The 20,881-nt window shown below is 72.9% G+C and carries 16 protein-coding genes; 7 read left to right on the top strand and 9 right to left on the bottom strand.

The features are described from left to right. Window positions 1–21 precede the first annotated feature (21 nt). The 3 genes from AC2D80_RS14750 (at window position 22) to AC2D80_RS14740 (ending at window position 3,677) form a co-directional block, all read left to right on the top strand. On the top strand, window positions 22–813 hold the full coding sequence (locus AC2D80_RS14750) for a hypothetical protein (protein WP_484633793.1): 792 nt from the start codon (window positions 22–24) through the stop codon (window positions 811–813). Next, the gene (locus AC2D80_RS14745; protein WP_484633792.1) at window positions 810–2,774 is read left to right on the top strand and encodes a hypothetical protein; all 1,965 of its coding nucleotides are present in this window, start codon (window positions 810–812) and stop codon (window positions 2,772–2,774) included. The genes AC2D80_RS14750 and AC2D80_RS14745 overlap by 4 nt, the downstream gene beginning before the upstream one ends. Window positions 2,775–3,182: 408 nt before the next feature. Continuing rightward, window positions 3,183–3,677 (top strand): hypothetical protein, encoded by a 495-nt coding sequence (locus AC2D80_RS14740; protein ID WP_484633791.1) that lies wholly within the window; start codon window positions 3,183–3,185, stop codon window positions 3,675–3,677. 60 nt (window positions 3,678–3,737) lie between these two features. Here the strand turns inward: AC2D80_RS14740 and mltA are convergent, their stop codons facing one another. Beyond that, on the bottom strand, window positions 3,738–5,084 hold the full coding sequence (mltA, locus tag AC2D80_RS14735) for a murein transglycosylase A (RefSeq protein WP_484633790.1): 1,347 nt from the start codon (window positions 5,082–5,084) through the stop codon (window positions 3,738–3,740). Here mltA and AC2D80_RS14730 point away from each other — a divergent pair. Further along, entirely contained in the window at window positions 5,083–5,226 is a 144-nt protein-coding gene (locus tag AC2D80_RS14730; protein ID WP_484633789.1) for a hypothetical protein, read from the top strand. The two genes, mltA and AC2D80_RS14730, sit on opposite strands and share 2 nt — an antisense overlap. Before the next feature lie 4 nt (window positions 5,227–5,230). On the opposite strand, the gene AC2D80_RS14725 is transcribed toward AC2D80_RS14730, so the two are convergent. From AC2D80_RS14725 to AC2D80_RS14710, 4 genes are read right to left on the bottom strand one after another with little or no spacing between them, the layout of a single operon-like run. Continuing rightward, a complete protein-coding gene (locus tag AC2D80_RS14725; protein ID WP_484633788.1) occupies window positions 5,231–5,860 on the bottom strand; it encodes a response regulator transcription factor in 630 nt (209 codons plus the stop codon). 14 nt (window positions 5,861–5,874) lie between these two features. Beyond that, window positions 5,875–7,896, bottom strand: a complete 2,022-nt coding sequence (locus AC2D80_RS14720) for a two-component system sensor histidine kinase NtrB (protein ID WP_484633787.1) — start codon at window positions 7,894–7,896, stop codon at window positions 5,875–5,877. 55 nt (window positions 7,897–7,951) lie between these two features. Continuing rightward, window positions 7,952–8,761: a carbon-nitrogen hydrolase family protein gene (locus tag AC2D80_RS14715; protein ID WP_484633786.1), complete on the bottom strand. Its 810-nt coding sequence runs from the start codon at window positions 8,759–8,761 to the stop codon at window positions 7,952–7,954. A 43-nt stretch (window positions 8,762–8,804) separates the two neighbouring features. Further along, on the bottom strand, window positions 8,805–12,968 hold the full coding sequence (locus AC2D80_RS14710) for a YhdP family protein (protein WP_484633785.1): 4,164 nt from the start codon (window positions 12,966–12,968) through the stop codon (window positions 8,805–8,807). Window positions 12,969–12,982: 14 nt separating this feature from the next. Between AC2D80_RS14710 and glnE the strand changes: the two genes are divergently transcribed. Both glnE and AC2D80_RS14700 read left to right on the top strand, forming a co-directional pair. Continuing rightward, complete coding sequence (gene glnE, locus AC2D80_RS14705) at window positions 12,983–15,778, top strand: bifunctional [glutamate--ammonia ligase]-adenylyl-L-tyrosine phosphorylase/[glutamate--ammonia-ligase] adenylyltransferase (RefSeq protein WP_484633784.1); 2,796 nt, start codon at window positions 12,983–12,985, stop codon at window positions 15,776–15,778. After that, a complete protein-coding gene (locus AC2D80_RS14700; RefSeq protein ID WP_484633783.1) occupies window positions 15,775–16,374 on the top strand; it encodes a rhomboid family protein in 600 nt (199 codons plus the stop codon). The genes glnE and AC2D80_RS14700 overlap by 4 nt, the downstream gene beginning before the upstream one ends. 18 nt (window positions 16,375–16,392) lie before the next feature. Here the strand turns inward: AC2D80_RS14700 and AC2D80_RS14695 are convergent, their stop codons facing one another. From AC2D80_RS14695 to AC2D80_RS14680, 4 genes are all read right to left on the bottom strand, one after another. Further along, on the bottom strand, window positions 16,393–17,244 hold the full coding sequence (locus tag AC2D80_RS14695; protein ID WP_484633782.1) for a ferritin family protein: 852 nt from the start codon (window positions 17,242–17,244) through the stop codon (window positions 16,393–16,395). A 65-nt stretch (window positions 17,245–17,309) separates the two neighbouring features. Then, a complete protein-coding gene (locus tag AC2D80_RS14690; protein WP_484633781.1) occupies window positions 17,310–18,863 on the bottom strand; it encodes a cryptochrome/photolyase family protein in 1,554 nt (517 codons plus the stop codon). Window positions 18,864–18,905: 42 nt separating this feature from the next. Continuing rightward, a complete protein-coding gene (locus AC2D80_RS14685) occupies window positions 18,906–19,073 on the bottom strand; it encodes a DUF2256 domain-containing protein (RefSeq protein ID WP_484633780.1) in 168 nt (55 codons plus the stop codon). 11 nt (window positions 19,074–19,084) lie between these two features. Beyond that, a complete protein-coding gene (locus tag AC2D80_RS14680) occupies window positions 19,085–20,047 on the bottom strand; it encodes a MerR family transcriptional regulator (protein WP_484633779.1) in 963 nt (320 codons plus the stop codon). Between the two features lie 43 nt (window positions 20,048–20,090). Between AC2D80_RS14680 and AC2D80_RS14675 the strand changes: the two genes are divergently transcribed. Next, window positions 20,091–20,711 (top strand): glutathione peroxidase, encoded by a 621-nt coding sequence (locus tag AC2D80_RS14675; protein ID WP_484633778.1) that lies wholly within the window; start codon window positions 20,091–20,093, stop codon window positions 20,709–20,711. Window positions 20,712–20,881 lie beyond the last annotated feature (170 nt).

The raw sequence follows: 20,881 nt of genomic DNA, 5'->3' as shown, positions 1-20,881 counted from the left end.
CCTTCCCGCCCCGGATCGCGGGTGCTGTCCGCCCTGGGCCTCGCCGCCGCCCTGGTTCTGCCGACCGCACCGGCCGCCGCGCAAGGCTTCACCGCCGCCATCGCCCCGCCCCGTTTTGAGCTGCAGCTCAAGCCCGGGGAACGCATCCGCGAGGTCATCGAAATCCAGCATGCCAGCGGAGAGCGCGGCGGCTATCGCATCTACACCAACGACTGGACCCTGGGGCCCGACCTTTCGGTTCAATTCAGCGACGCCCTGACCCCCGGCAGCTGTCGCCCTTGGGTGGCGCTGGAGCGGCGCGAGCTGACGTTGGACGCCGGTTCGCGCTACCGCTACCGCTACGAAATCCAAGTGCCTCCCGACGCGCCCGTGGGCGAATGCCGCTTCGCGATCATGGTGGAAGGCACAGCCACCACCCAGCTGCAAGGCGGCGCCTTCAATTTCCCCGTGGGCGGGCGCATCGCCGTGATCGTGTACGCCGCCATCGGCGGCGCCTCGCCCAAGCTGAGCGCAGAACCCGCGGGCATAACCACCATCAATGGCCAGCCGCTGCCTACCCTGCGGGTACGCAACGATGGGCAGGCACACGGCCGGCTGGTCGGCTTCGTCGACGGCGTAGACGCGGCAGGTCAGCGCTTTGAGCTGGCCGCCACCGACAGCCCAGTGCTGCCGGGGGAAACGCGCACCATCGCGCTGGTTCCGGTGGCCCCCGAGGGCGTCACGCTGCCGGCCATCCGATATCCGCTGCAGGTCAATGGCTCACTGGAGTCCCGCGCCGACCGCCTGCCCATCAACGCCCGCTTCGCCCCATGACCGGTCAGACGCGACACGGGCTGGCATTGCTGATCGCAGCGCTGGCAGCGCCACTCTGGGCGCAGTCGGGCGCCACACCGCCCCCCGCCGCGCCATACGTGGACCGCGAGATCGAAGGACTGGCCGCCGAGCCGCTGGACGCGGGCGAGCCCACCGTGTACGACACCAGCGGCTGGCCGCGCTACCTGCGGCTGGAAGCCCGCGCGGGCACACAGGCCTTCGACCCCGAGCGGCGCACGCGCCTCGGATTCACTGCCTTCGGACTGCTGGAAACGCCGAACCACGGCACGCTTTCGGTAGACGGCACGCTCAGCCCCCGCGAACGGGACAGCACCCTCACCCTGCGCCAGCGCGGTCTGCCCTGGGAAGGCGGCTGGCTGGTGAACAACGAAGTCGGCGTGATCACACCACCCACGGCTTCGCTGCTCACCCTGCCGTCGCGCGTGTTCGTGCCAACCACGGCCGTGCGCGGCGCCAGCACCGAGTGGATCGGTCCGCGCGGAGGTCTTACCCTGCTGGCCAGCCAAGGGCAGCCGGGCCAGCAGCAACTGCTGCCCAACAACGGGTTTGACACCCAACCCGGCAGCCGCCGCCGCGTCGGCCTGCAGTGGCGTCTCGATCCCTCGGCTACCGGCCCGGGCAGCCTGCCCGGTTGGACCGCCGCCCTGCAGACCGAGGAGGCGCGCGGCGTGCTCGCCACCAGCGCTGCCGTGCCGGCCGGGGCGCGCGTGGACGCGCGCGGCTCCGTGCTGGCGCTGCGCCACGAAAGCGGCAGCGCCCGCCTCCAGGCCCACTGGCTGGGCGGCCAAAGCAGCAGCGGCCAGACGCAAGGTGTGTGGGTCGATGGCGAGTGGGACGACGGGCCGTGGCGCCATGGCGCCGGCGGCTACCGGCTCGACCCCGGCCTGAGCTGGGCCGAACAGCCGGTTGCCGGCAACCTCGAAGGCGTTTACCTGCGCAGCGCGTGGCGCTCGCGACGCTGGTCCGCCGAAGGCACACTGGATCTCCTGCGCAACCTGCAAACACCCCGCCAGCGTGGCTACTTCGCCACCGCCGCCGGCCGCTGGCGGCTCACCAGCACCGACAACCTGGGCCTGGGCACCGCCGCGCGCAACTTCCAGGGCCGCAACTGGAACCACTACCTCGACTGGCGAACCCTCAACCGCTGGGGCGCGGCGGGTCTGCGGCTCGACGTCAGCGGCGGCGACAGTTCATTTGCTGAGCGCCGCGTGAGCTACGACCAGGAGTGGCCCGTGCCGCAGGGCTGGCAACTCAACACGAGCCTGGGCGTGGGCGAGCGGCCCGGTGAAGCGGTGGTGGGCTCGAGCGACGAGCGTTTCTGGGCCCTGGCGGTCAGCGGAAGCGCCCCGCTCGGTGCCCGCGCCAGCCTGCGTGGGAACCTGCAAAGCGAACGCAGCAGCGGCGGCGAATCCCGACAGTCGCTCAACCTCGGCGCCACCTGGCGTCTGGACACCCGCTGGACGCTTGAGGGCTATGTGTTCCGCTCGGTCGGCCGCAGCCGCCCGGTGTTCGCGCTCGACCCACTGGCTCCGCCCGAATTGAGGGACCCGCTGCGCTTGGCCGACCGGACGTTCTACGTGCTGCTGCGCTATGAACTGAGCGCCGGCTCGCGCGACGTGCCGCTCGGCGGACGCCCCAACCAGGGCGGCGGCACGATCCGCGGCGTCGTCTATTTCGACGCCAACCGCAGCGGCACCCAGGAGGCCAGCGAGCGTGGGGTGCCCAACGTGACGGTGTTCCTCGACAACCGTTTCTCGGTGCGCACCGACGACCAGGGCCGCTTCGAGTTCCCCTTCGTGGCCTCGGGCGACCGCGCGGTGACGGTGCGCAACGACACGCTGCCCCTGCCGTGGAGCGTCGTCGGTGATGGCCAGACGCGCCTGACCGTGCGCGTGCGCGAGACGACCACGCTGAGCCTGCCGGTCCAGCGCAGCGAATGAAATGTGAGCCCCCGCGCTCCGCCGCTGCGCGGGTCGCGGCCCCCCGAGGGGGCTGATCCGGCTGGGGGCGGCCCGGCGCCGGATCGCTCGCCCCCACGCTCCGCCGCTGCGCGGGTCGCGAGGCCTTGCAGGCCGCGGCGCTGCCGGAGTCAGCGCCCCTTCGCCCCGTCCTGACCTGCGCAGGCAGGCCAGGAGCCGCGGGGCTCAGCCCCTCGGGGGCTGATCCGGCTGGGGGCGGCCCGGCGCCGAACCGGAAGCCCCCACGCTCCGCCGCTGCGCGGGTCGCTGCCCCCCAAGGGGGCGCGTTCGGCCTTGGGGCGGCCCGGCGGCCGAACCGGAAGCCCCCACGCTCCGCCGCTGCGCGGGTCGCGGGCTCAAGTCCTGGCCGCGGCGACCGATACGGAGGGCATGAAAGCCGCCCTCCGCTCCATGTTCCGCCGCCGCCTGATGCTGGGCAGCGTCTGGCTGCTGGGGGCCGCGCTGGTGGCGTGGCCGTCGCTGTCGCGGGCGGAATCGGCCGTGGCCAAGCCGGGCGGCTCGGCGAGCGCGAGCCTGCAGTTCCGCATCATCATCCCGCCGGTGCTGCGGGTGGTGGAAAACAGCCACCCGCCGGCGATCGCGCCCGATGCGGCGGGACAATGGCAGGCGGATCAGCGTTTGGTGGTGTTTTCGAACCTGAAGCAGGGGTTTTGCGCGACGTTGCGGTTGCAGGCGCCGGTGGACGGCTGGGCGCTGCAGGCGGTGGATTCGCCCGGGGTGACGCTGCAGCCCGCCGGCGACGGCTGGCGCCTGTGCGCCCCGCGGCCGGGCCGTCACACCGTCACGCTGCAGCACCGGTTCAACGGCCCGACCACCGCGGCCGCTGTGGCCTGGCCGGTGGCGACCGACCTCACCGCGCTCTGAAAGCGCACCCGCTGGCCGGCAACGGTCGTTTGAACGGCCGCACCGGCGGTCGGCCGCCCCTCAGCGCGGTACCAGCACCCACAACTGCAGCGGCTGCTTGAGCGCGGCGGCGAGGGTGTAGGCCTCGTCGGTGAAGCCGCCCCAGCCGGTGAACAGGTCCGCCCGCACCGCGCCGAGGATGGCGCCGCCGGTGTCCTGTGCCAGCACGAGGCGCTGGGTGGTCAGCGTGGGGCCGGCGCTGGCGAGCCAGACCGGGGTGCCGTAGGGAATGCTCTGGGGATCGACCGCGATGGAGCGGCCGGGCGTGAGCGGGACGCCCTGCGCCCCGCGCGGGCCGAACTGGGCGTCGAAGTCCGACAGGGGCTCCTCGCGGAAGAACACGGTGCGCGGGTTGCTCCACAGCATCTCGTTGAGGCGCTGCGGGTTTTGCGCCGCCCAGGTCTTGATGGCCGCCCACGAGGCCTCGCGGATGGCGCCCTGGTCGAGCAGCCAGCGGCCCACGCTCTGGTAGGGGTGACCGTTGTGGGCGGCGAAGGCCAGGCGCACGGTGCGCACGCGGCCGTCGGGCTCGGTGATGGCCAGGCGGCCGCTGCCCTGGATTTGCAGGATCAGGGCGTCGATCGGGTCGGCCAGCCAGGCCAGCGCGCGGCCGGCGAGGGCGGCCTGTGCGGCGGGCAGGGTGTCGATCTGCTGGCGGCTGAACCACGGCTGGCCCGGCGGCAGCGCGGCCGGCGGCGCGTGCAGCGGCACGCGGTGCGTGGCGGTGGGCGCGCGGCTGGCGGGCAGGATGGGCTCGTAATAGCCGGTGAGCAGGCCGGTGGCTGGGCTGCCGTCCACCTCGGTCACGCGGTAGGGCTGGAAGCGGCGTTCGATCCAGGCGAGCTGCTCGGCCGGGGTGGCGATGGCGAGCTGGCGCAGCTCGGCGCAGGCCGCGGCGTGGCCGGGCGCGGGCCGCTCGCAGCCGCGGACCCAGGCGTTCCAGGCCTCGTGCAACGGGTCGGTGCCCCAGCCGGGCAGGTCGGCAAAGCGCACCGGCTCCCAGCGGCTTTTGCCCCGCTGGATGGCCGCTCCAGCGACCGGCGGACGGTCGTCGGGCGCGCCGCGCACGGCCGGCACAGCGGCGGGCACAGCGCCCGGCGCGGCATCGGGCACCACGCGGGGGCCGAGCGCGCAGCCGGCGACCAGCCCCAGGGCGATCGCGCCCAGGAGGCTGCGCAAGGCCCGACCCGGCACGCGCGACCACCCCGGACCGTGGGGTGCCGCCGATGCGCCTTCGGCCGCGCGGCCTCCTACAATCCCGGCCGCCAGCGCCTGGCGCAGCCCGCGCCCCGCGCCGGCCCCGCGGAACCCGCGGCCGCCGAACGAGTCCACCCCGGCTCCGCCCTTCTCCCATTCCTGCTGTGCCATGACCTTGTTGTTGCTCGAAGCGTTCGGCGCGTTGTGTCTGCTGGTGTTCATCGTCTGGTGGACCATGTTCTCGGGCCGCAAGAAAGGCGAGCTGCCTGAGGCGGTGGAGCGCGAGAAGACGCAGGCCCCGCCACGCGAGTGAGCGCTCACGGCGAGCGCAGCAGGTTGGCCAGCTCGACAGCCGACTTCACGCCCATCTTGTCAAACACGCGCGAGCGGTGGACTTCCACCGTGCGCACGCTGATCTGCAGCCGGTCGGCCACCAGCTTGTTGGGCAGGCCGGCGACCACGAGGTCCATCACATCGCGCTCGCGCTCGGTGAGACTCTGCAAACGCGCCTGCAGTTCGCGTTGGGCCCGCCGGCGCGCCAGCACCGCGGCCGACTGCGCGAGCGCCTGCTCCACGCGGTCCACCAGCGCGTTGTCGGAAAACGGTTTTTCGCAGAAGTCGAACGCCCCGCGCTTGACCGCGTCCACCGCGGTGGGCACATCGGCGTGGCCGGAGAGGAAGATCACCGGCAGCGCGTCTTTCCAGGGCAGGGTTTGCAGTCGGTCAAACAGCGCCAGCCCGCTCATGCCGGGCATGCGAACGTCCAGCAGCACGCAACACGGACCGCGCGGCTCCTGGTTCCACGCGGGCTCATCGGCCAGAAAGGCCTCGGCGCTGTCGTAGCCGTCGCTCACCAGCCGCCGGGTGCGCAACAGCCAGCCCAGCGCTTCGCGCACGCCCGCGTCGTCGTCGACCAGGCAGACCTTCGCGTCGGGGTGGGGCGTCATGGGCGGATGATAGGTCAGCCCGCCGGGGCCACGGCGGCTGGCAGGTGGAAGCGGAAGGTGGTGCCGCGCGGCGGGGCGAGCTCGAACACGAGGGCGCCGCCGTGCTGCTCGATCACGGTGCGGCACAGGCTGAGGCCAATGCCCATGCCCTCGGCTTTGGTGGTGAAAAAGGGCGTGAACAGGCGCTCCTGGACCTCGGGGCTGAGGCCCTGGCCGTGGTCGGTCACGGCGAAGCCGACCCAGGCTTTGGGCGGCGGGCCGTCGGCCGACAGACCGGCCAGCGCACGGGCGGGCGCGACGTCGATGCGCAGCTCGCGCAGGCCACTGGCGGTGGACGGGTCGCCGAGCGGCATGGCCTGCATGCCGTTGCGGGCCAGGTTGAGCAGCACCTGCTCGATCATCGTGCGGTCGCACTGCACCGGCGCACAGCCCGGCGCCACGCGCACGACCAGCCGGATGCCCTGTTTCTTGGCCTGCAGGTGGAGCAGCGGCATCACCGCGTCGATCAGCGCCGCCGGCGGCACGGCCTCGCGCACCTGATCGCGCCGGCGCACGAAGTCGCTCACGCTGCGGATCACGCGGCCCGCCCGCTCGGCCTGCTCGCTGATGCGGGCGATGGCGTGGCGCAGCTCGCTCGGTGGCAGCGGCGCGGCGGCCGGCGCATCGATGACGTTGAGCGTGCCGCTGGCGTAGCTGGCGATGGCGGCCAGAGGCTGGTTGAGCTCGTGGCTGATCATCGAAGCCATCTCGCCCACCGTGGCCAGCCGCGCGGTGGCCTGCAGCCGCTCCTGGGAGGTGCGGTTGAGCTCTTCGACGCGGCGCTGCTCGGTGAGGTCGATGATGGCGCTCATGAAGCCGGTCTGCTGGCCGCTGGCATCGATCAGCGGCGCCTCGATGATCAGCACCGGGAACCGCGTGCCGTCGCTGCGCTGGAACACCGATTCGTAGCCTTCGCGCGGCAGGGTCTGCCCGGCCAGACGCACGGCCTGCCGCTGCTGGTATTCGTCCACCAGCTCCGGCGGCCACCACGGGGCAGGCAGACCGGTGCCGATCAGCCGGTCCGCCGGCAGCCCCACCATCTGGCAGAACGCGGGGTTCACGTACGTGATGCGCCCGCTCATGTCGCGGGCGCGCAGGCCGGTGACGAGCGAGTCCTCCATGGCCTTGCGGAAAGCGAGTGCTTCGGCGACGTCCTGCTCGGCGCGCTGGCGGCGCCGCGTGTCGCGCGCCAGCAGCGCCAGCACGGCCAGCAGCGCCAGCGACAGCGCGCCCACCACCGCGGTCAGCACGTTGGGGAACAGGCCGAGCGTGCGCCGGGGGCTCTCCAGCTGCAGGAGGAAGGTGTGGCCGGGCAGGTCGAGCAGGGCGCTGGCGCGGCGGTTGCCCAGACCGCCGGGCGGCGCGTTGAGCGCCACCAGCCGGGTGCCGTCCACGTCGTTGAAGGCCAGCGTGCGGCCGCGCAGCAGGTCGGCGTTGGGCAGCTCGGCCAGCACGCCGGCCAGCGAGTAGGTGGCCACGAGCGCGCCGCTGGTGCGTCCGGCCACGACCAGCGGCATGCACAGTTCCATGAGTTCAAGCCCGAGGCCGCCGCGCACCGGCCAGAAATAGCTGCGCGCGTAGGCCGGCGCCGCGACACGGCGGGCGTTGTCGCAGGCCAGATCGACCTCGCTTTCGGCCTGCGAGCGCGGCAGGTGGGAGAACACCGGCTCCCGGTAGGGCGAATCGCGCTCGGCGATCAGCGCGCCGCGCGCGTCGCGCCATTCCAGCCGCACGATTTCGCGGTGCTGGGCGAGCAGCTCCGCCGCTGGCGTGGGCCAGGAATCGGGCGTGGGCGCGACGCTGTGCAGCGACTGCAGGGTCTGGGCGTTGCGCAGCAGGTCACCGCGCAGGTCGGCGGCCAGCAGCTGGGCGTCCTGATCGAGATCGGCCTGGTCGCGGGCGTCTTCGTACTCCGCCGCCAGGAACACCAGCACGGTGAGCAAGGCGCCCACCAGCAGCAGCAACGCGCCCCACAACAGCCAGCGGGGGGACTTCACGGGGGCTCCGGTCCGACGCACGGGCGCGCTCACCAGCCAGCGCGGCGCGCGCCGCTCACGGGAGCACGCGGTGCTGCAGCGAGGGCAGCTGCTCGCGCACCGCGCGCAGGCGCGCCATATCCAGGTCGGCCACCGCCATGCCGGGGCCTTCGGCGTGCAGGGCCATGACCTGGCCCCACGGGTCGATCACCATGCTGTGGCCCCAGGTGCGGCGGCCGTTTTCATGGACGCCGCCTTGCGCGCTGGCGATCACGTAGGCCTGGTTCTCGATGGCCCGCGCGCGCAGGAGCACTTCCCAGTGCGCCTGGCCGGTCGTGTGGGTGAAGGCCGACGGGACGAGCAGCACGTCGGCGGCGAGCGCGCGGTACAGCTCGGCGAAGCGCAGGTCGTAGCACACGCTTTGACCGATCGTCCACGCCTGCCCGTCGCGCGCCGTGGCGACGAAGCGCGTCGGGGTGTCGCCGGCCTGGAGCACGGCGGCCTCGTCGTAGCGCTCGCGGCCGTTGTCAAAACGGAAGAGGTGGATCTTGTCGTAGCGGCTGCGGCACTCGCCCCGCGGGTCGAACACCAGCGAGGCATTGGCCGCGTGACTGGGGTCGTCGGTGGCCATGGGCAGCGTGCCGCCCACGACCCAGAGCTTGAGATCGCGCGCGGCGTCGCTGAGGAAGTCCTGCACGGTGCCCAGGCCCGGCCGCTCGGCCAGCACCAGCTTGTCCTCGTCGCACGTGCCCATGAAGCAGAAGTACTCGGGCAGCACGGCCAGTTCCACGCCGGCGGCGGCGGCCAGGCGCAACAGGCGCAGGGCTTCGCTGAGGTTGGCGTCCAGGCTGATGCCGGAAACCATCTGGAGGGCGGCGACTTTCATGGCGGTGGGTGCCGACAGGGCGGTGGGTGGCGGTCGGTCGAGCTTACTGCAGGGCTGGCGCGGGCGGTGCGTTCGGCGGGGCCGGCGCGGGCGCGGCGGCCGCGGGGGCGCGCGCGACTTTCTCCACCTGCGGATCGGCCCAGCTGCCGGTGATGCGGAACTCCTGCGTCGTGGCGGACTGCAGCGGCTGGCGCAAGACGAGCTGGGCCAGCAGGCTGCCCAGGCCGATGGCGGGGTTGATGGCGGTGGCGAGCAAGGAGGCGGTACCGGCGTTCAGTTCCGGCACCACGACGACCTTGAGGTCCTGCTGCTCGCGCACCAGATCGGCCGAACCTTCCATCAGCACGGCCGCGTTGACGCCCTTCATCTGCAGGTTGTTGGTGCGCGCCACGCCGGCCTCCACGCGCGCCTGCCCGCGCACGACATCGAAGGCGAAACCCTGGGAAAACACATCGCGGAAATCCAGCACCAGGCGCCGCGGCAGCGCCTGCAGGCTCAGCACGCCGAGCAGCCGGCCCGCGCCGGGCTCGACCTTCAGAAACTGGCCGCGCTCGATGTCGGCGTTGACCAGGCCCGACAGGGTGGGCAGGTCGATGGCGAAGGGCGAGCCGAGCCAGCCGATGTTGCCGTCGAGCCGGCCGCGTCCACCGCGCACCACGCCCTCGCGGCCGAAGCGCGCCAGCAACGCGCCGGCGTCGTCGATGTCGAGCGTGAAGGCCAGCGCGGTGCGGCGCACCGTCCCCGCGCCTCCGCCGGCGAGCGCCCAGTTGCCGGTGGCGGTCAGCCGGGCCTCGGGCAGCGTGGCGCTCAGCCGGGTCAGGCGCCATTCGCTGGCGCGTCCGGGCGCGCCGCGGTTGATCGCCTCGGCCTGCACCTGACCCAGCGAGCGGCCGCCAAACCGGAAGTCGTCCACCGCGATGTCCAGCGCCGGCACGCTGGTGGGTTGCTGCAGCAGCTGCTCCACCTCGCGCCCGGCCTCCGTGGCCAGATTCAGCCGGGCCAGCCGCGCGTACACGCTGCCGGCCGCGCCGCTTTGGCCGGGGCGCAGCTCCAGGTAGCCGCTGAGTTCGGGCGCCTCCACGTTGGCGCGCCACACGCCGGCCTCGCGAGACAGGCCCGCCAGGACCCGCTCGAAGCGGCGGCCGGCCACACGCAGCTGCTGCAGATCCAGCGACAGCCGCGTGGGCAGGTAATCGCCGCCGGCCACCGTCGCCCCGCCCAGCACGCCGCCAGCCCCCACCCCCACACCGGCCAGCGCGCGCTCCCACGCGTCCACGTCCAGCTCGGCCAGCCGCGCCGCCGCCACCACGCCGTCGCCCGGCCACGCCGGGGCCTCGGCAGGCTCCACGCCCAGCGCCACCACGCCGCGCAGCACCCGCGCCCCGCGCTCGCCCAGCTCGCGTTCCCAGCGCGCGTCCAGGAGCGGGGCGGCCGCCTGGCCGAGCGTGACCTGCAGGCGATCGGTCTGCGCCTGCGACCCCACGAGCACCTGCACCGCCTGCTCGGCGCGCAAGGGCAGCGTGGTCTCGGCCCGCTTGCCCAGCGGCGCCGGCAACGCCAGGGCCAGGCCCTGCAGGCTGCTGGCCACCTGCCACTCCGGGGCCCCGCCGCGCCAGCCGAGCTGCGCCGCGTAGGTCGTGGCGCCACTGGCGCCGCCCGCCAGCCGGGCCAGCGGCCCCAGCAGCGGATCGCGCAGGCCCTCGGCCGTCACGCTGCCCTGGCCGCGGAACAGCAGGCGCGCCTGACCCTGCGCGTCCGGCCGCAGGCCGCCCTCGAAACTCAAGTCGCCGCCGAGCACACGGGCCTGCGCGTTGCGCACGGCGAAGCCGGTCTCGCTGAACACGATCTGCCCGCGCGCGCGGGCCAGGGTGGGCGTGTCGGGCGTCATCTGCAGGTCGTTGCCCGGCAGTTGCACGGTGCCGGTCACCCGCGTGCGCGCCAGGTCGGCCAGCGGCACGCTCAGCGACACCTCGCCCTGCACCGCGCCGGTGATGCGCGCCCGCGCCAGCGCCTGCTGCGTGAGCGCGTTCAGCGGCGACGCCTGCACGAAGCCCAGCACCTCGCGCGCCGGGCCGCGCGCGTCCCAGCGGGCGCTCAGGGTGGGCGTGAAGCTGTGCAGCGAGTCCACGCCCAGCGTGCCCGCGCTCAGTCGCACGCCCGGCGCCCCCGCCACGCCCGCCTCGATCTGCGCGATGTCGAGCTTCGCCCGGTCGATCGACAGCTGGCCGCGCGCCCCCCGCAGGCCCGGCCACGGCGCCTGCCCGGCGGGCTGCAGGGAGGCCGGCAGGTAATCCATGTCCAGACCGTCCAACGCGCCCGCCAGCTGGAAGGTCCCGGCCGCGCCGGGCGCATCGAAGGGCACGTTCCACAAATCGCCGGCGATGCGCCAAGACACGTCGCGCCCCTGGCCCGCGCGCACCGCCTCGCCCAGGTAGGCGCGCACCTCGGCCGGCACCGTCAGCGGCAGGTAGCGGTGCAGCGCACGCAGGTCGGCGCGCGACAGGTTGGCCGTGAGGTCGAGCACGCCCGGAAAGCGGCTGCGCGCCGGGCTGGTGGCCGGATCGGCCGTGTGCCAGCGGCCGCGCGCCGTGGCCTGTACGTCGGCATTGGCCAGCGCGGCCTCGTCCAGCGTGACGTCGATGCGGTCGCCGTCCAGCCGCCAGCTGCCGCGCGCCTCCAGCCGCTCCAGCGGCACGCGCTCGTCCTCAAAAACCCCCGGCAGACTCACCGCGCCGCGCTCGATCAGCACCCGCGCGCGCCCGGCGTGGCGCTGCGCGTCGAACTCCACCAGCGCGCCCTCCACGCCCGGCCGACCCGGCAGCGGGTAGCGCCCGGAAATCGACATCCGCCCGCTCGGCTCGCCGGTGAGGAACAAACCGACCACCCGGCCTTTGGCCTGCAGGCCCTGCGCGTCCGGGCCCTGCCAGCGGGCGCTCAATCCGTCCACCCGCCCGGCCGGGCGCAGCCGGGCGAGCCAGTCGTGCACCGGCGTGGGCAGCGGCAGCCGCTCGGCCAGCGCGGTCAGCGCGGCCAGCTCCACGCCGTCGGCCGTGACTTCGGTGCCCGCCAGTCGCGGCGCCGTGCTGTGGCTCACCCGCACGCGCCCGCCGGGCCAGACCACGCCCTCGCGGGTGGTGAAGCTCAGCGCGTCGGTGCCCACCGAAAAGCCCTCCGCCGACCACTGGCCGGCGAGTTGCCCCTCCAGCCGGGTCAGCGCCAGCGGCGGCAGGTCGCGGCCGAGTTGCACATCGACGTCGCGCAGCGCCACCACCGCCGCGCCGCCGGCCACGCGACCGCGCACCACGTCGGCCCAGGCCTGCAGCCGGCCCTGGCCGGCCCGCACGGCCACGCCCCACTCGCTGAGATCGGCGTGGTGACGCAGCCGCGCCACATCGGCGCGCGGCAGCTCGGCGTAGAGCTCGCCGTCCCAGCGCTGCCAGACCGCCTCACCGGGGGCGCGTGGCGCGAAATCAAGCAAGGGCTCGCGCAGGCGCGCGCGCAGGCTGAAACGGTCACCCCAGTCGGCGGGGGGCGTGGCGTCCAGGCGCAGGGTGTGGCGGCGCGCCGTGTTGCGGGCCACGAAGTCGAGCTGTTCCAGCGCCAGCGGCGGCTGCGCGCGGCGTTCGTCGGTCCAGCGCACGGTGCCGCCGCGCACCGCGACCTCGGGCTGGTCAAAGAACCAGTCGGCCGCCGCCTGCCCGCCACCGGCCGGGCGGCCGAGGTCGATGCCGGCGACCTCGATGCGGCCGTCGGCCGTGCGCCGCACATCCAGCGCCGGCGCGTCGATCACCAGCTGCTCCACACCGCCGCGCCACAGCGAGCGCGGCGACACCGCCACCAGCACGCGCGGCAGCGCCAGCGCCGGCCGGCCGGCGGCGTCGGCCACGCGCAGGTCGCGCAGCTCAAAAGCGGGCATCAGGGGCGGCAGGCCAAGGGGGCCGGGCGCGGTCGCCACCGCGCGGATGTCGCCCACGGTGACGGGCAACCCCATCGCGCGTGAGGCCCAGCGTTCCAGGTCGGGGCGCCACTGGTCGATTCGCGGCACAATGGCCGCGTGCAGGACCAGCCAGGTGAGGAAGAACACGGCCCAGGCCGTCGCCACCAACCCCAGCAGCCAGCGGGTGACGCGGGCCCAGGCCCGCAGCCGGCGTGGCGCGGGGACCAGCGAATCCGCTTCCGCGCCGGGCGCCTGACTGATGTGATCCATGTTCACCACAAATTATGACGGCCCGTGAGCCCCCCGCATCGGCGCCGGCCGACGCTTGTTCTTCGCCCGGTGGGCCCGGTTGGGCCCGACTGGACGCCAGCCACCGGCAGGCCACCCACAGCCGCTTCGTGCAGCGGGTGCGCCGGCGCTATGCCGACGAACTGGCGCTGCTGCCCCCGGGCCTGCCCACCCTGGACACCATGACCCCGGCGCTGGCCGCGCTGCGCGCGCGCGGGCTGGCCACGCCGGCGGCGCTGCGGGTGCTGCGTCACCTGGTGCTGGAGCGGCTGGCCGTGCTGGACTGCGAGGCCGACGCGCCGCTGGGCGGCGTGACGCGCGCGGTCACCGAACTGGCCGAACTCGCGTTGGACGAGGCCTGCGCGCTGGCGTTCCGCGAACTCGACGAACTGCACGGCGCGCCGATCGGTGAGACCAGCGGCGAACGCGCCGCCCTGTGGGTGATCGGCATGGGCAAGCTCGGGGCGCGCGAGCTCAACGTGTCCAGCGACATCGACCTCATCTACGTCTACGACCAGGACGGCGAGACCGCCGGCAACGCCGAGGGCCGCGCGCGCATCAGCAACCACGAGTACTTCGCCAAGGCGGTCAAGCACATCCACGCCACCGTCGGCGAAACCACCGACCACGGTTGCGTGTTCCGCGTCGACCTCGCGCTGCGGCCCAACGGCAACTCCGGGCCCAGCGTGGTGTCGCTGGGCGCGCTGGAAGAGTATTTCCTGGTGCAGGGCCGCGAGTGGGAACGTTTCGCGTGGCTCAAGAGCCGGGTGATCGCGCCGGCGGCCGAGCGGCGCGGCCGCGGCGTGCTGGCGCTGCGCGCCACCGTGCTGCCTTTCGTGTTCCGCCGCTACCTCGACTACGGCGTGTTCGAGTCCCTGCGCGGGCTGCACCGGCAGATCCGCGACCACGCGGCCAAACGCGCCGCCGGCCATCCCGGCCGGGCCAACGACGTGAAGCTGTCGCGCGGCGGCATCCGCGAAATTGAGTTCACGGTGCAGCTGCTGCAGGTGGTGCGCGGCGGCCAGTTCCCCGAGCTGCGGACCCGGCCCACGCTGGACGCGCTGCAGCGCGTGGCGCGCGCCGGTCTGATGCCCGAGCCCAAGGCGCAGGCGCTGGCCGAGGCCTACGCGTTCCTGCGCCGGGTGGAGCACCGCATCCAGTACCTCGACGATCAGCAGACGCACGTGATGCCCGAGCGGGACGACGACCTGGCCTGGATCGCCGCCACGCTCGGCTACGCCACCACCTGCGCCTTTCTGCACGCGCTGGACGCGCACCGCGAGGTGGTCGCCGAAGAATTCGACATCCTGCTCGGCGGGCCCGGCAAGGGCCAGTGCCAGGGCAAGGGCTGCCCGGGCAACCGCGCCGACGGAGCGCCGCCGACCGACCTGGCCGGCGTGCTGCCCTCGTTGCCGCCGGCGCTGGCGACCAAGGTGGCGGCGTGGGCGGAGCACCCGCGCGTGCAGGCGCTGCGCGAGGACACGCGGGCGCGGCTGGTGCGGCTGGTGCAGCGCACCGGCGCCTGGATCGACGACGGCCGGGTGAGCGAGCTGGCCGCGCTGCGCATGGCCGACTGGATCGAGCCGCTGCTGCGGCGCGAAAGCTACCTCGCCTTGCTGCAGGAGCGGCCCTCGGTCCACGAGCGCCTGCTGCGCCTGCTGGGCGCGGCGAAGTGGCCGGCGCGCTACCTGATCCAGCACCCCGGCGTGATCGACGAGCTGGCCAGCCAGCAACTGCTGGCCGAGCGATTCGACGCGCGGCAGTTCACCGCCGACCTCGAAGACCGCCGCGCCTCGCTGCACCGCACCGGCGAGGACGACGAGGAAGCGCTGCTCAACCTGCTGCGCCGCGCGCACCACGCCGAGGTGTTCCGCACGTTGGCGCGCGACGTGGAAGGCGTGCTCAGCGTCGAGCAGGTGGCCGACGACCTCTCCGCGCTGGCCGACACCGTGCTGGCGCTGACCGCGCGCTGGTGCTGGCAGCGGCTGAAGAACCGCCACCGGGACGAGCCGGCCTTCGCCGTGATCGGCTACGGCAAGCTCGGCGGCAAAGAGCTGGGCTATGGCTCCGACCTGGACATCGTGTTCGTGTACGACGACCCGCACGACAGCGCGCCCGAGGTCTACGCCGCCTTCGTGCGCAAACTCATCAACTGGCTCACCGTCAAGACCGGCGAGGGTGACCTGTTCGAGATCGACACGGCGCTGCGCCCGAACGGCAACTCCGGCCTGCTGGTGACGAGCTTCGAGGCCTACGAGAAATACCAGACCCAGCGCGGCAGCAACACCGCCTGGACCTGGGAACACCAGGCGATGACGCGGGCGCGCTGCGTGCTCGGCGACGACGCCCTGGCGCGGCGCTTCGAGGCGGTGCGGGCCGCGGTCATCGCGGCGCCCCGCGACGCAGCGGCGCTGGCGCAGGAGATCACCGCCATGCGCGCGAAGGTGCGGGCGGCGCACCCGGTGCGCGGCGAGGCGTTTGACGTGAAGCACAGCCCGGGCGGCATGGTGGACGTGGAGTTCGTCGTGCAGTACCTTGTGCTGCTGCATTCGGCCGACCACCCGGCCCTGCGCGACAACGCCGGCAACATCAGCCTGCTGCAGCGCGCCGAGGCGGCGGGCCTGCTGCCGGCGGGTGTGGGGCAGGCGGCGGCCAACGCCTACCGCGACCTGCGGCAGATCCAGCACCGCGCGCGGCTCGATGAAGCGCCCACCCAAGTGCCACCCGAGCAGGCGGCCGACGCGGCCAACGCGGTGACGGCGCTGTGGCGCCACGTGCTTAGCGCGGCATGAAACGCTCGTCGTGGTGGCTCCTGCTGTGCGGGGTGCATGGCGTGGTCAGCATGATCCTGTGGTGGGGCCAGGAAAGCGCGGTGCAGACGCTGATCTGGCGCGCCGACGACTGGACCGGGCGCGTGTGGACGCTGTGGACGAGCGCCTGGGTGCACGTGAACACGCCCCACCTGATCGGCAATCAGCTGGCCCTGGGTGCGCTGGTGGCGTTTGCCTGGGTGGTGCGCCCGCCGTGGCCGGCCACGCTGGCCTGGTTGCTGGCCTGGCCGCTGACGCAACTCAGCCTGATCCTGTGGCCGCACATCGGCTACGCGGTGGGTCTCTCGGGCCTGCTGCACGCCGGGGCCATGGTGCTGGCCTGCCACCTGGTGCTGGGTCGCCTGCCGGTGCCGAAGGCGCGCCGCTGGGGCGCCCTGCTGGCGCTGGGCGTGGGCACGAAGGTGGTGCTGGAGCGGGGCTGGGCGCAGCCGGTGGTGTGGGACGCCGGCATCGACACGTCGGTCGTGCAGGCGGCACACCTGGCCGGCGTGCTGTGGGGCGTGGGTCTGGGCCTGCTGACCGCGGCGTGGCCGCGACCGTCCGGCGTCCGCGCCTGACCGGGCGCGTGCGAAACCTCAGGCCGCCTGCGGCGCCGCGCCGGCGGGCGTGGCCAGCGACTTGCGAAAGCGGTTGAGTTCCTGCACGGTCTGGAAGCTCTGGTTCATGAGCAGGCTCATGTTGTGCAGGATGCGCTCGACCACCTTGCTCTCCCACACCGCGTCGAAGGCGATCTGCTTGTCCAGCCAGTGCTCCAGCCATTCGGGGTCGGGCAGGCGGCTCTGGATGGTGTCGTTGGGGAACAGGGCCTTGTTGACGTGCAGGTTGGTGGGGTGCAGGGCCTGGGCGGTGCGGCGGGCGCTGGCCATGAGCACGCCCACCTTGGCGAACGCCGCGCGGGCCTCGTCGCCGAATTTGCCGATGGCGCGTTTCATGTAGCGCAGGTAGGCGCCACCGTGGCGGGCTTCGTCCTGCGACAGCGTGGTGTAGATGTGTTTGATCACCGGCTCGGTGTGCCACTCGGCCGCGCGGCGGTACCAGTGGTTCAGGCGGATTTCGCCGCAGAAATGCAGCATGAGCGTCTCCAGCGCGGGCGCCGGGTCGAACTCGAAGCGGATCTCGTGCAACTCCGCCTCGGTGGGCACGAGGTCGGGGCGGAAGCGGCGCAGGTACTCCATCAGCACCAGCGAGTGCTTCTGCTCCTCGAAGAACCAGATCGACATGAAGGCCGAGAAATCCGAGTCGTCGCGGTTGTCGCGCAGGAACATCTCGGTGGCCGGCAGTGCGGCCCACTCGGTGATCGCGTTCATCTTGATGGTCTGGGCCTGTTCGTCGGTGAGCAGGCTGGCGTCGAAGCTCGACCAGGGAATGTCCTTGTCCATGTCCCAGCGGACGGATTCCAGTTGCTTGAACAGTTCGGGGTACAGCATGGTCGTTCTTCCAGATGCGGGCGCGGCGTCGCGCGGTATTGTAGGCAAGGGGGCCCGCCGGCGGCTCACAATTCCGATGGCCGCGACAAGAGATACGCGGCGTGCTGGCGCACGGATTCGCGTTCCTCCGCCGGCAGGCGCTGCAGGTTTTTCACCATCAGCGCGGTGCGCGGGCTGCTGGCGAGTTCGGCTTCGTGGCGGTCGAGAAAGTTCCAGTAGAGCGTGGTGAACGGACAGGCGCGCTCGCCGGTGCGCTCGCCGGGGCGGTAGGCGCAGCCCCGGCAGTGGTTGCTCATGCGGTCGATGTAGGCGCCGCTGGCCACGTACGGTTTGCTGGTGAAGCGCCCACCGTTGGCAAACAGCGCCATGCCGGCCACGTTGGGCAATTCCACCCACTCGATCGCGTCGACGTAGACCGCCAGGTACCAGTCGGCCACGGCGCGCGGGTCGACCTCGGCGAGCAGGGCGAACTGGCCGGTGAGCATGAGGCGCTGGATGTGGTGGGCGTAGCCGTGGCGCAGCGTCTGGCCGATGGCGTCGCGCAGGCAGGCCATGCGGGTGTCGCCGGTCCAGTACCACGCGGGCAGCGGGCGCTGATGACCGTAGTGGTTGGCGCTTTGCAGGCCGGGCATGTCGAGCCAGTAGACGCCGCGGATGAATTCGCGCCAGCCCAGGATCTGCCGGATGAATCCTTCCACCGCGGCCAGCGGCGCGCCGCGCTCGCGCCAGGCGGCCTCGGCGGCGGCGATCACCTCGCGCGGGTCGATCAGGTGCAGGTTGAGCGCCACCGACAGCAGCGAGTGCCAGCCGAACGGTGTGTCGCTCCACATCGCGTCCTGATACGCGCCAAAGCCGATCAGGCGTTCGTCGATGAAGCGTTGCAGCGCCTCGCGGGCGTGCGCGGGCGTGACCGGCCACGCGAAGCTGTCGAGGTCGCCGGGGTGGTCGGGGAAGCGGCGCTGGACGAGGTCGAGCACCTCGCGGGTGATCGCGTCGGGCTCGAAGCGGGCCGGCTCGGGAATGGCGCCAGGGCCGGCCTTGGGGTAGGCCTTGCGGTTGTCGGCGTCGAAGTTCCACTGGCCACCGACCGGCTCGCTGCCGTCCATCAACACCCGGTGCTCGCGGCGCATCTCGCGGTAGAAAAACTCCAGCCGCCATTCCTTGCGGCCTTTGGCCCAGCGGGCAAAACGCCCGCGGCTGCACAGGAAATGCGCGTCCTCCCACACCTGGATCGGCACGCCGGCCTCGCGCGCCGTGGCCGCCAGGCCGTCGGCCAGGCGCCACTCGCCGGGCTCGCACACGTGCAGCGCGCGCGGCCGGCGCTCGGCGAGCACGGCGGCCAGCCGCTGCAGCAAGCCGGGCCGCTCGGCGTGGGCGGGGTCGTCGAGCGCGATGTGCTGCACCGGCCAGCCGCGCGCGCGCAGGTCGTGGCTGAAGTGGCGCATGGCGGCCAGGAACACGGCGATGCGCGCCTTGTGACTCCAGACGTGGGTGGCTTCGCCGGGCGCCTCGATCAGCAGCACCGCGTCCTGCGCGGGATCGAAGCCGTCGAGTGCGGGGTTGCCCGCCCAGAGCTGGTCGCCCAGCACCAGCACGAGGTGTCGCAGCGGGAGTGTCATGGCAGGACGGCAGGCATCAGACGGGCGGCGCGCGGCGCGGCTTCAGCGCGCGGCGCCCTGGGCGCGGCAGCGGTCGCTGCAGTACTTCACGGCGTCCCAGTTCAGCGCCCATTTCTTGCGCCAGCTCATGGGCCGGCCGCAGGCCAGGCATGGCTTGCTGGGCAGGGCTGCCTTGTTGCCCTTGAAACCGGCAGACCGCTCGCGCGCCATGCCGCCGGGCCTCAGGCGCGCTGCGCGGCTTCAGCGCGCCAGCGGGCCACGCCGACCGCCACGTCCTGCAGGCGGCCCATGGGGTAGAACACCCGCGGCTCGCCGCGCGGCAGCGGTTTGTACAGGGCCGGGCATTGGCCGCCGGCCCAGATTTCCACGTGCGCCGGCAGCCGCTCGCGCAACTGCTGCAACGCGGTTTTCACCTCGCGTGGGTTCTGGCCGGCGGTGAAACTCAGGGCGACGATGTCGGCGCTCCCCGCCTCAGTCGCCTTCACCACGTCGCCCAGCGGCGTCTGCGTGCCCAGCGGAATGGTGTGGCAGCGCTCCAGCACGAGGAAGCACTCGGCCATCAGCAAGCCCAGCGCGTGGACCTCGCCCGGCAGGGTGGTCAGCAACACGCGGGGCGGTATGGCAGGCCGCGCGCCGGCCACCAGCGCGAGCGACTGGCGCAGCGTGGCCTGCACGATCTCGGTGTAGAGGTGTTCCTCGTACACCGCCAGCGCGCCGTCCAGCCAGGCCTGCCCCACCTGCACGTTCATGGGCGCGATGCCCTCGACGATGGTGCGCCCCAGGCCGCGCTCGGCCAGCATGAGCTGCAGCCGGGCGCGCAGGGCCGGGGCGTCCTGGGCGCGCAGCAGGCGCAGCCAGTGTTCGCGCTCGGCCACGGTGTCCGCACCGGCGTCGGGGGTTTGAATCCGGCGGGCCGGCGGTGACGTATCCAGTTCCAGCAGCCGCTCCAGCGGCAGCGCCACCACTTGGCCCGGCCGGTGGCCCGCATCGATGAGACGGCGGATGTGACGCAGGCGCACCAGCTGGTCGTCGTCGTAGCGGCGCTCGCCCTGGGCGTCGCGCGTGGGCGTCGGGAAGCCATAGCGGCGCTCCCACACGCGCAAGGTGTCCTTGGACAGCCCCGTGTCACGCTCGACATCGGCGATGCTGTGTCCCTCGGGTGTGGGTAAGCTCTGGTTTGTCATGGACAAATTGGGTGCGCGGCGCCCGGATTATGGAGGTCACCGCATGAAAGTAGCGACGTTTATCACCAATGTCCCTGCGGCACCCCCGCGGGACGCGCTCGCGCGGCGCCGCCTGCTCGCCGGGGCCGCGGCCGCGCTGGCCCTGCCCGCGTGGGCCCAGGGCACCCCGGCCGCGGCCTGCCCGGCGCTGCTGCAGCACCGCTTCGACCGCCTACAGGACGAGAAGCCTCAGTCGCTGTGCCAGTACGCCGGGCGCGTGCTGCTGGTGGTGAACACCGCCAGCTACTGCGGCTTCACCGGGCAGTACGAGGGCCTGGAAGCGCTGCACGCGCGCTACCAGGCGCGCGGGCTGACGGTCCTGGGCTTTCCGGCCAACGATTTCGGCCAGCAGGAGCCGGGCAACAACCGGGCGATCGCCGATTTCTGCGAAAACACCTTCGGCGTGAAATTCCCGATGTTCAGCAAGTCCCACGTGGTCGGCCCACAGGCCAACCCGCTGTACCGCCAGCTCGCCGAGCGCACCGGCCAGCGCCCGCAATGGAACTTCCACAAGTACCTGATCGCCCGCGACGGCCAGACGGTGCGCAGCTTCCCCAGCGCGGTCGAACCCAAAGACCCCCAGTTCGTGAAGGTTATCGAGCAAATGCTCTCGACCAAATCGTGACTGATCAGTCACAATGAGACCAATCGGTTTTCACGGCGGATCGTCCGCCGGTCCACGGAGCCACCGCATGCCCCTCCCGACCCACCGTCACACCCGTCGGAACTTTTCCGACCGCCCCGCGCTCTCAGCGGCGGTAAGCGGTGGGAGGTTCGATCCCCGTTTTGCACTGC

Source organism: Hydrogenophaga sp. T66 (assembly GCF_057219855.1).
The sequence above is the reverse complement of the archived record's forward strand: the minus strand, read 5'-3'. Positions and strand labels throughout refer to the sequence as shown.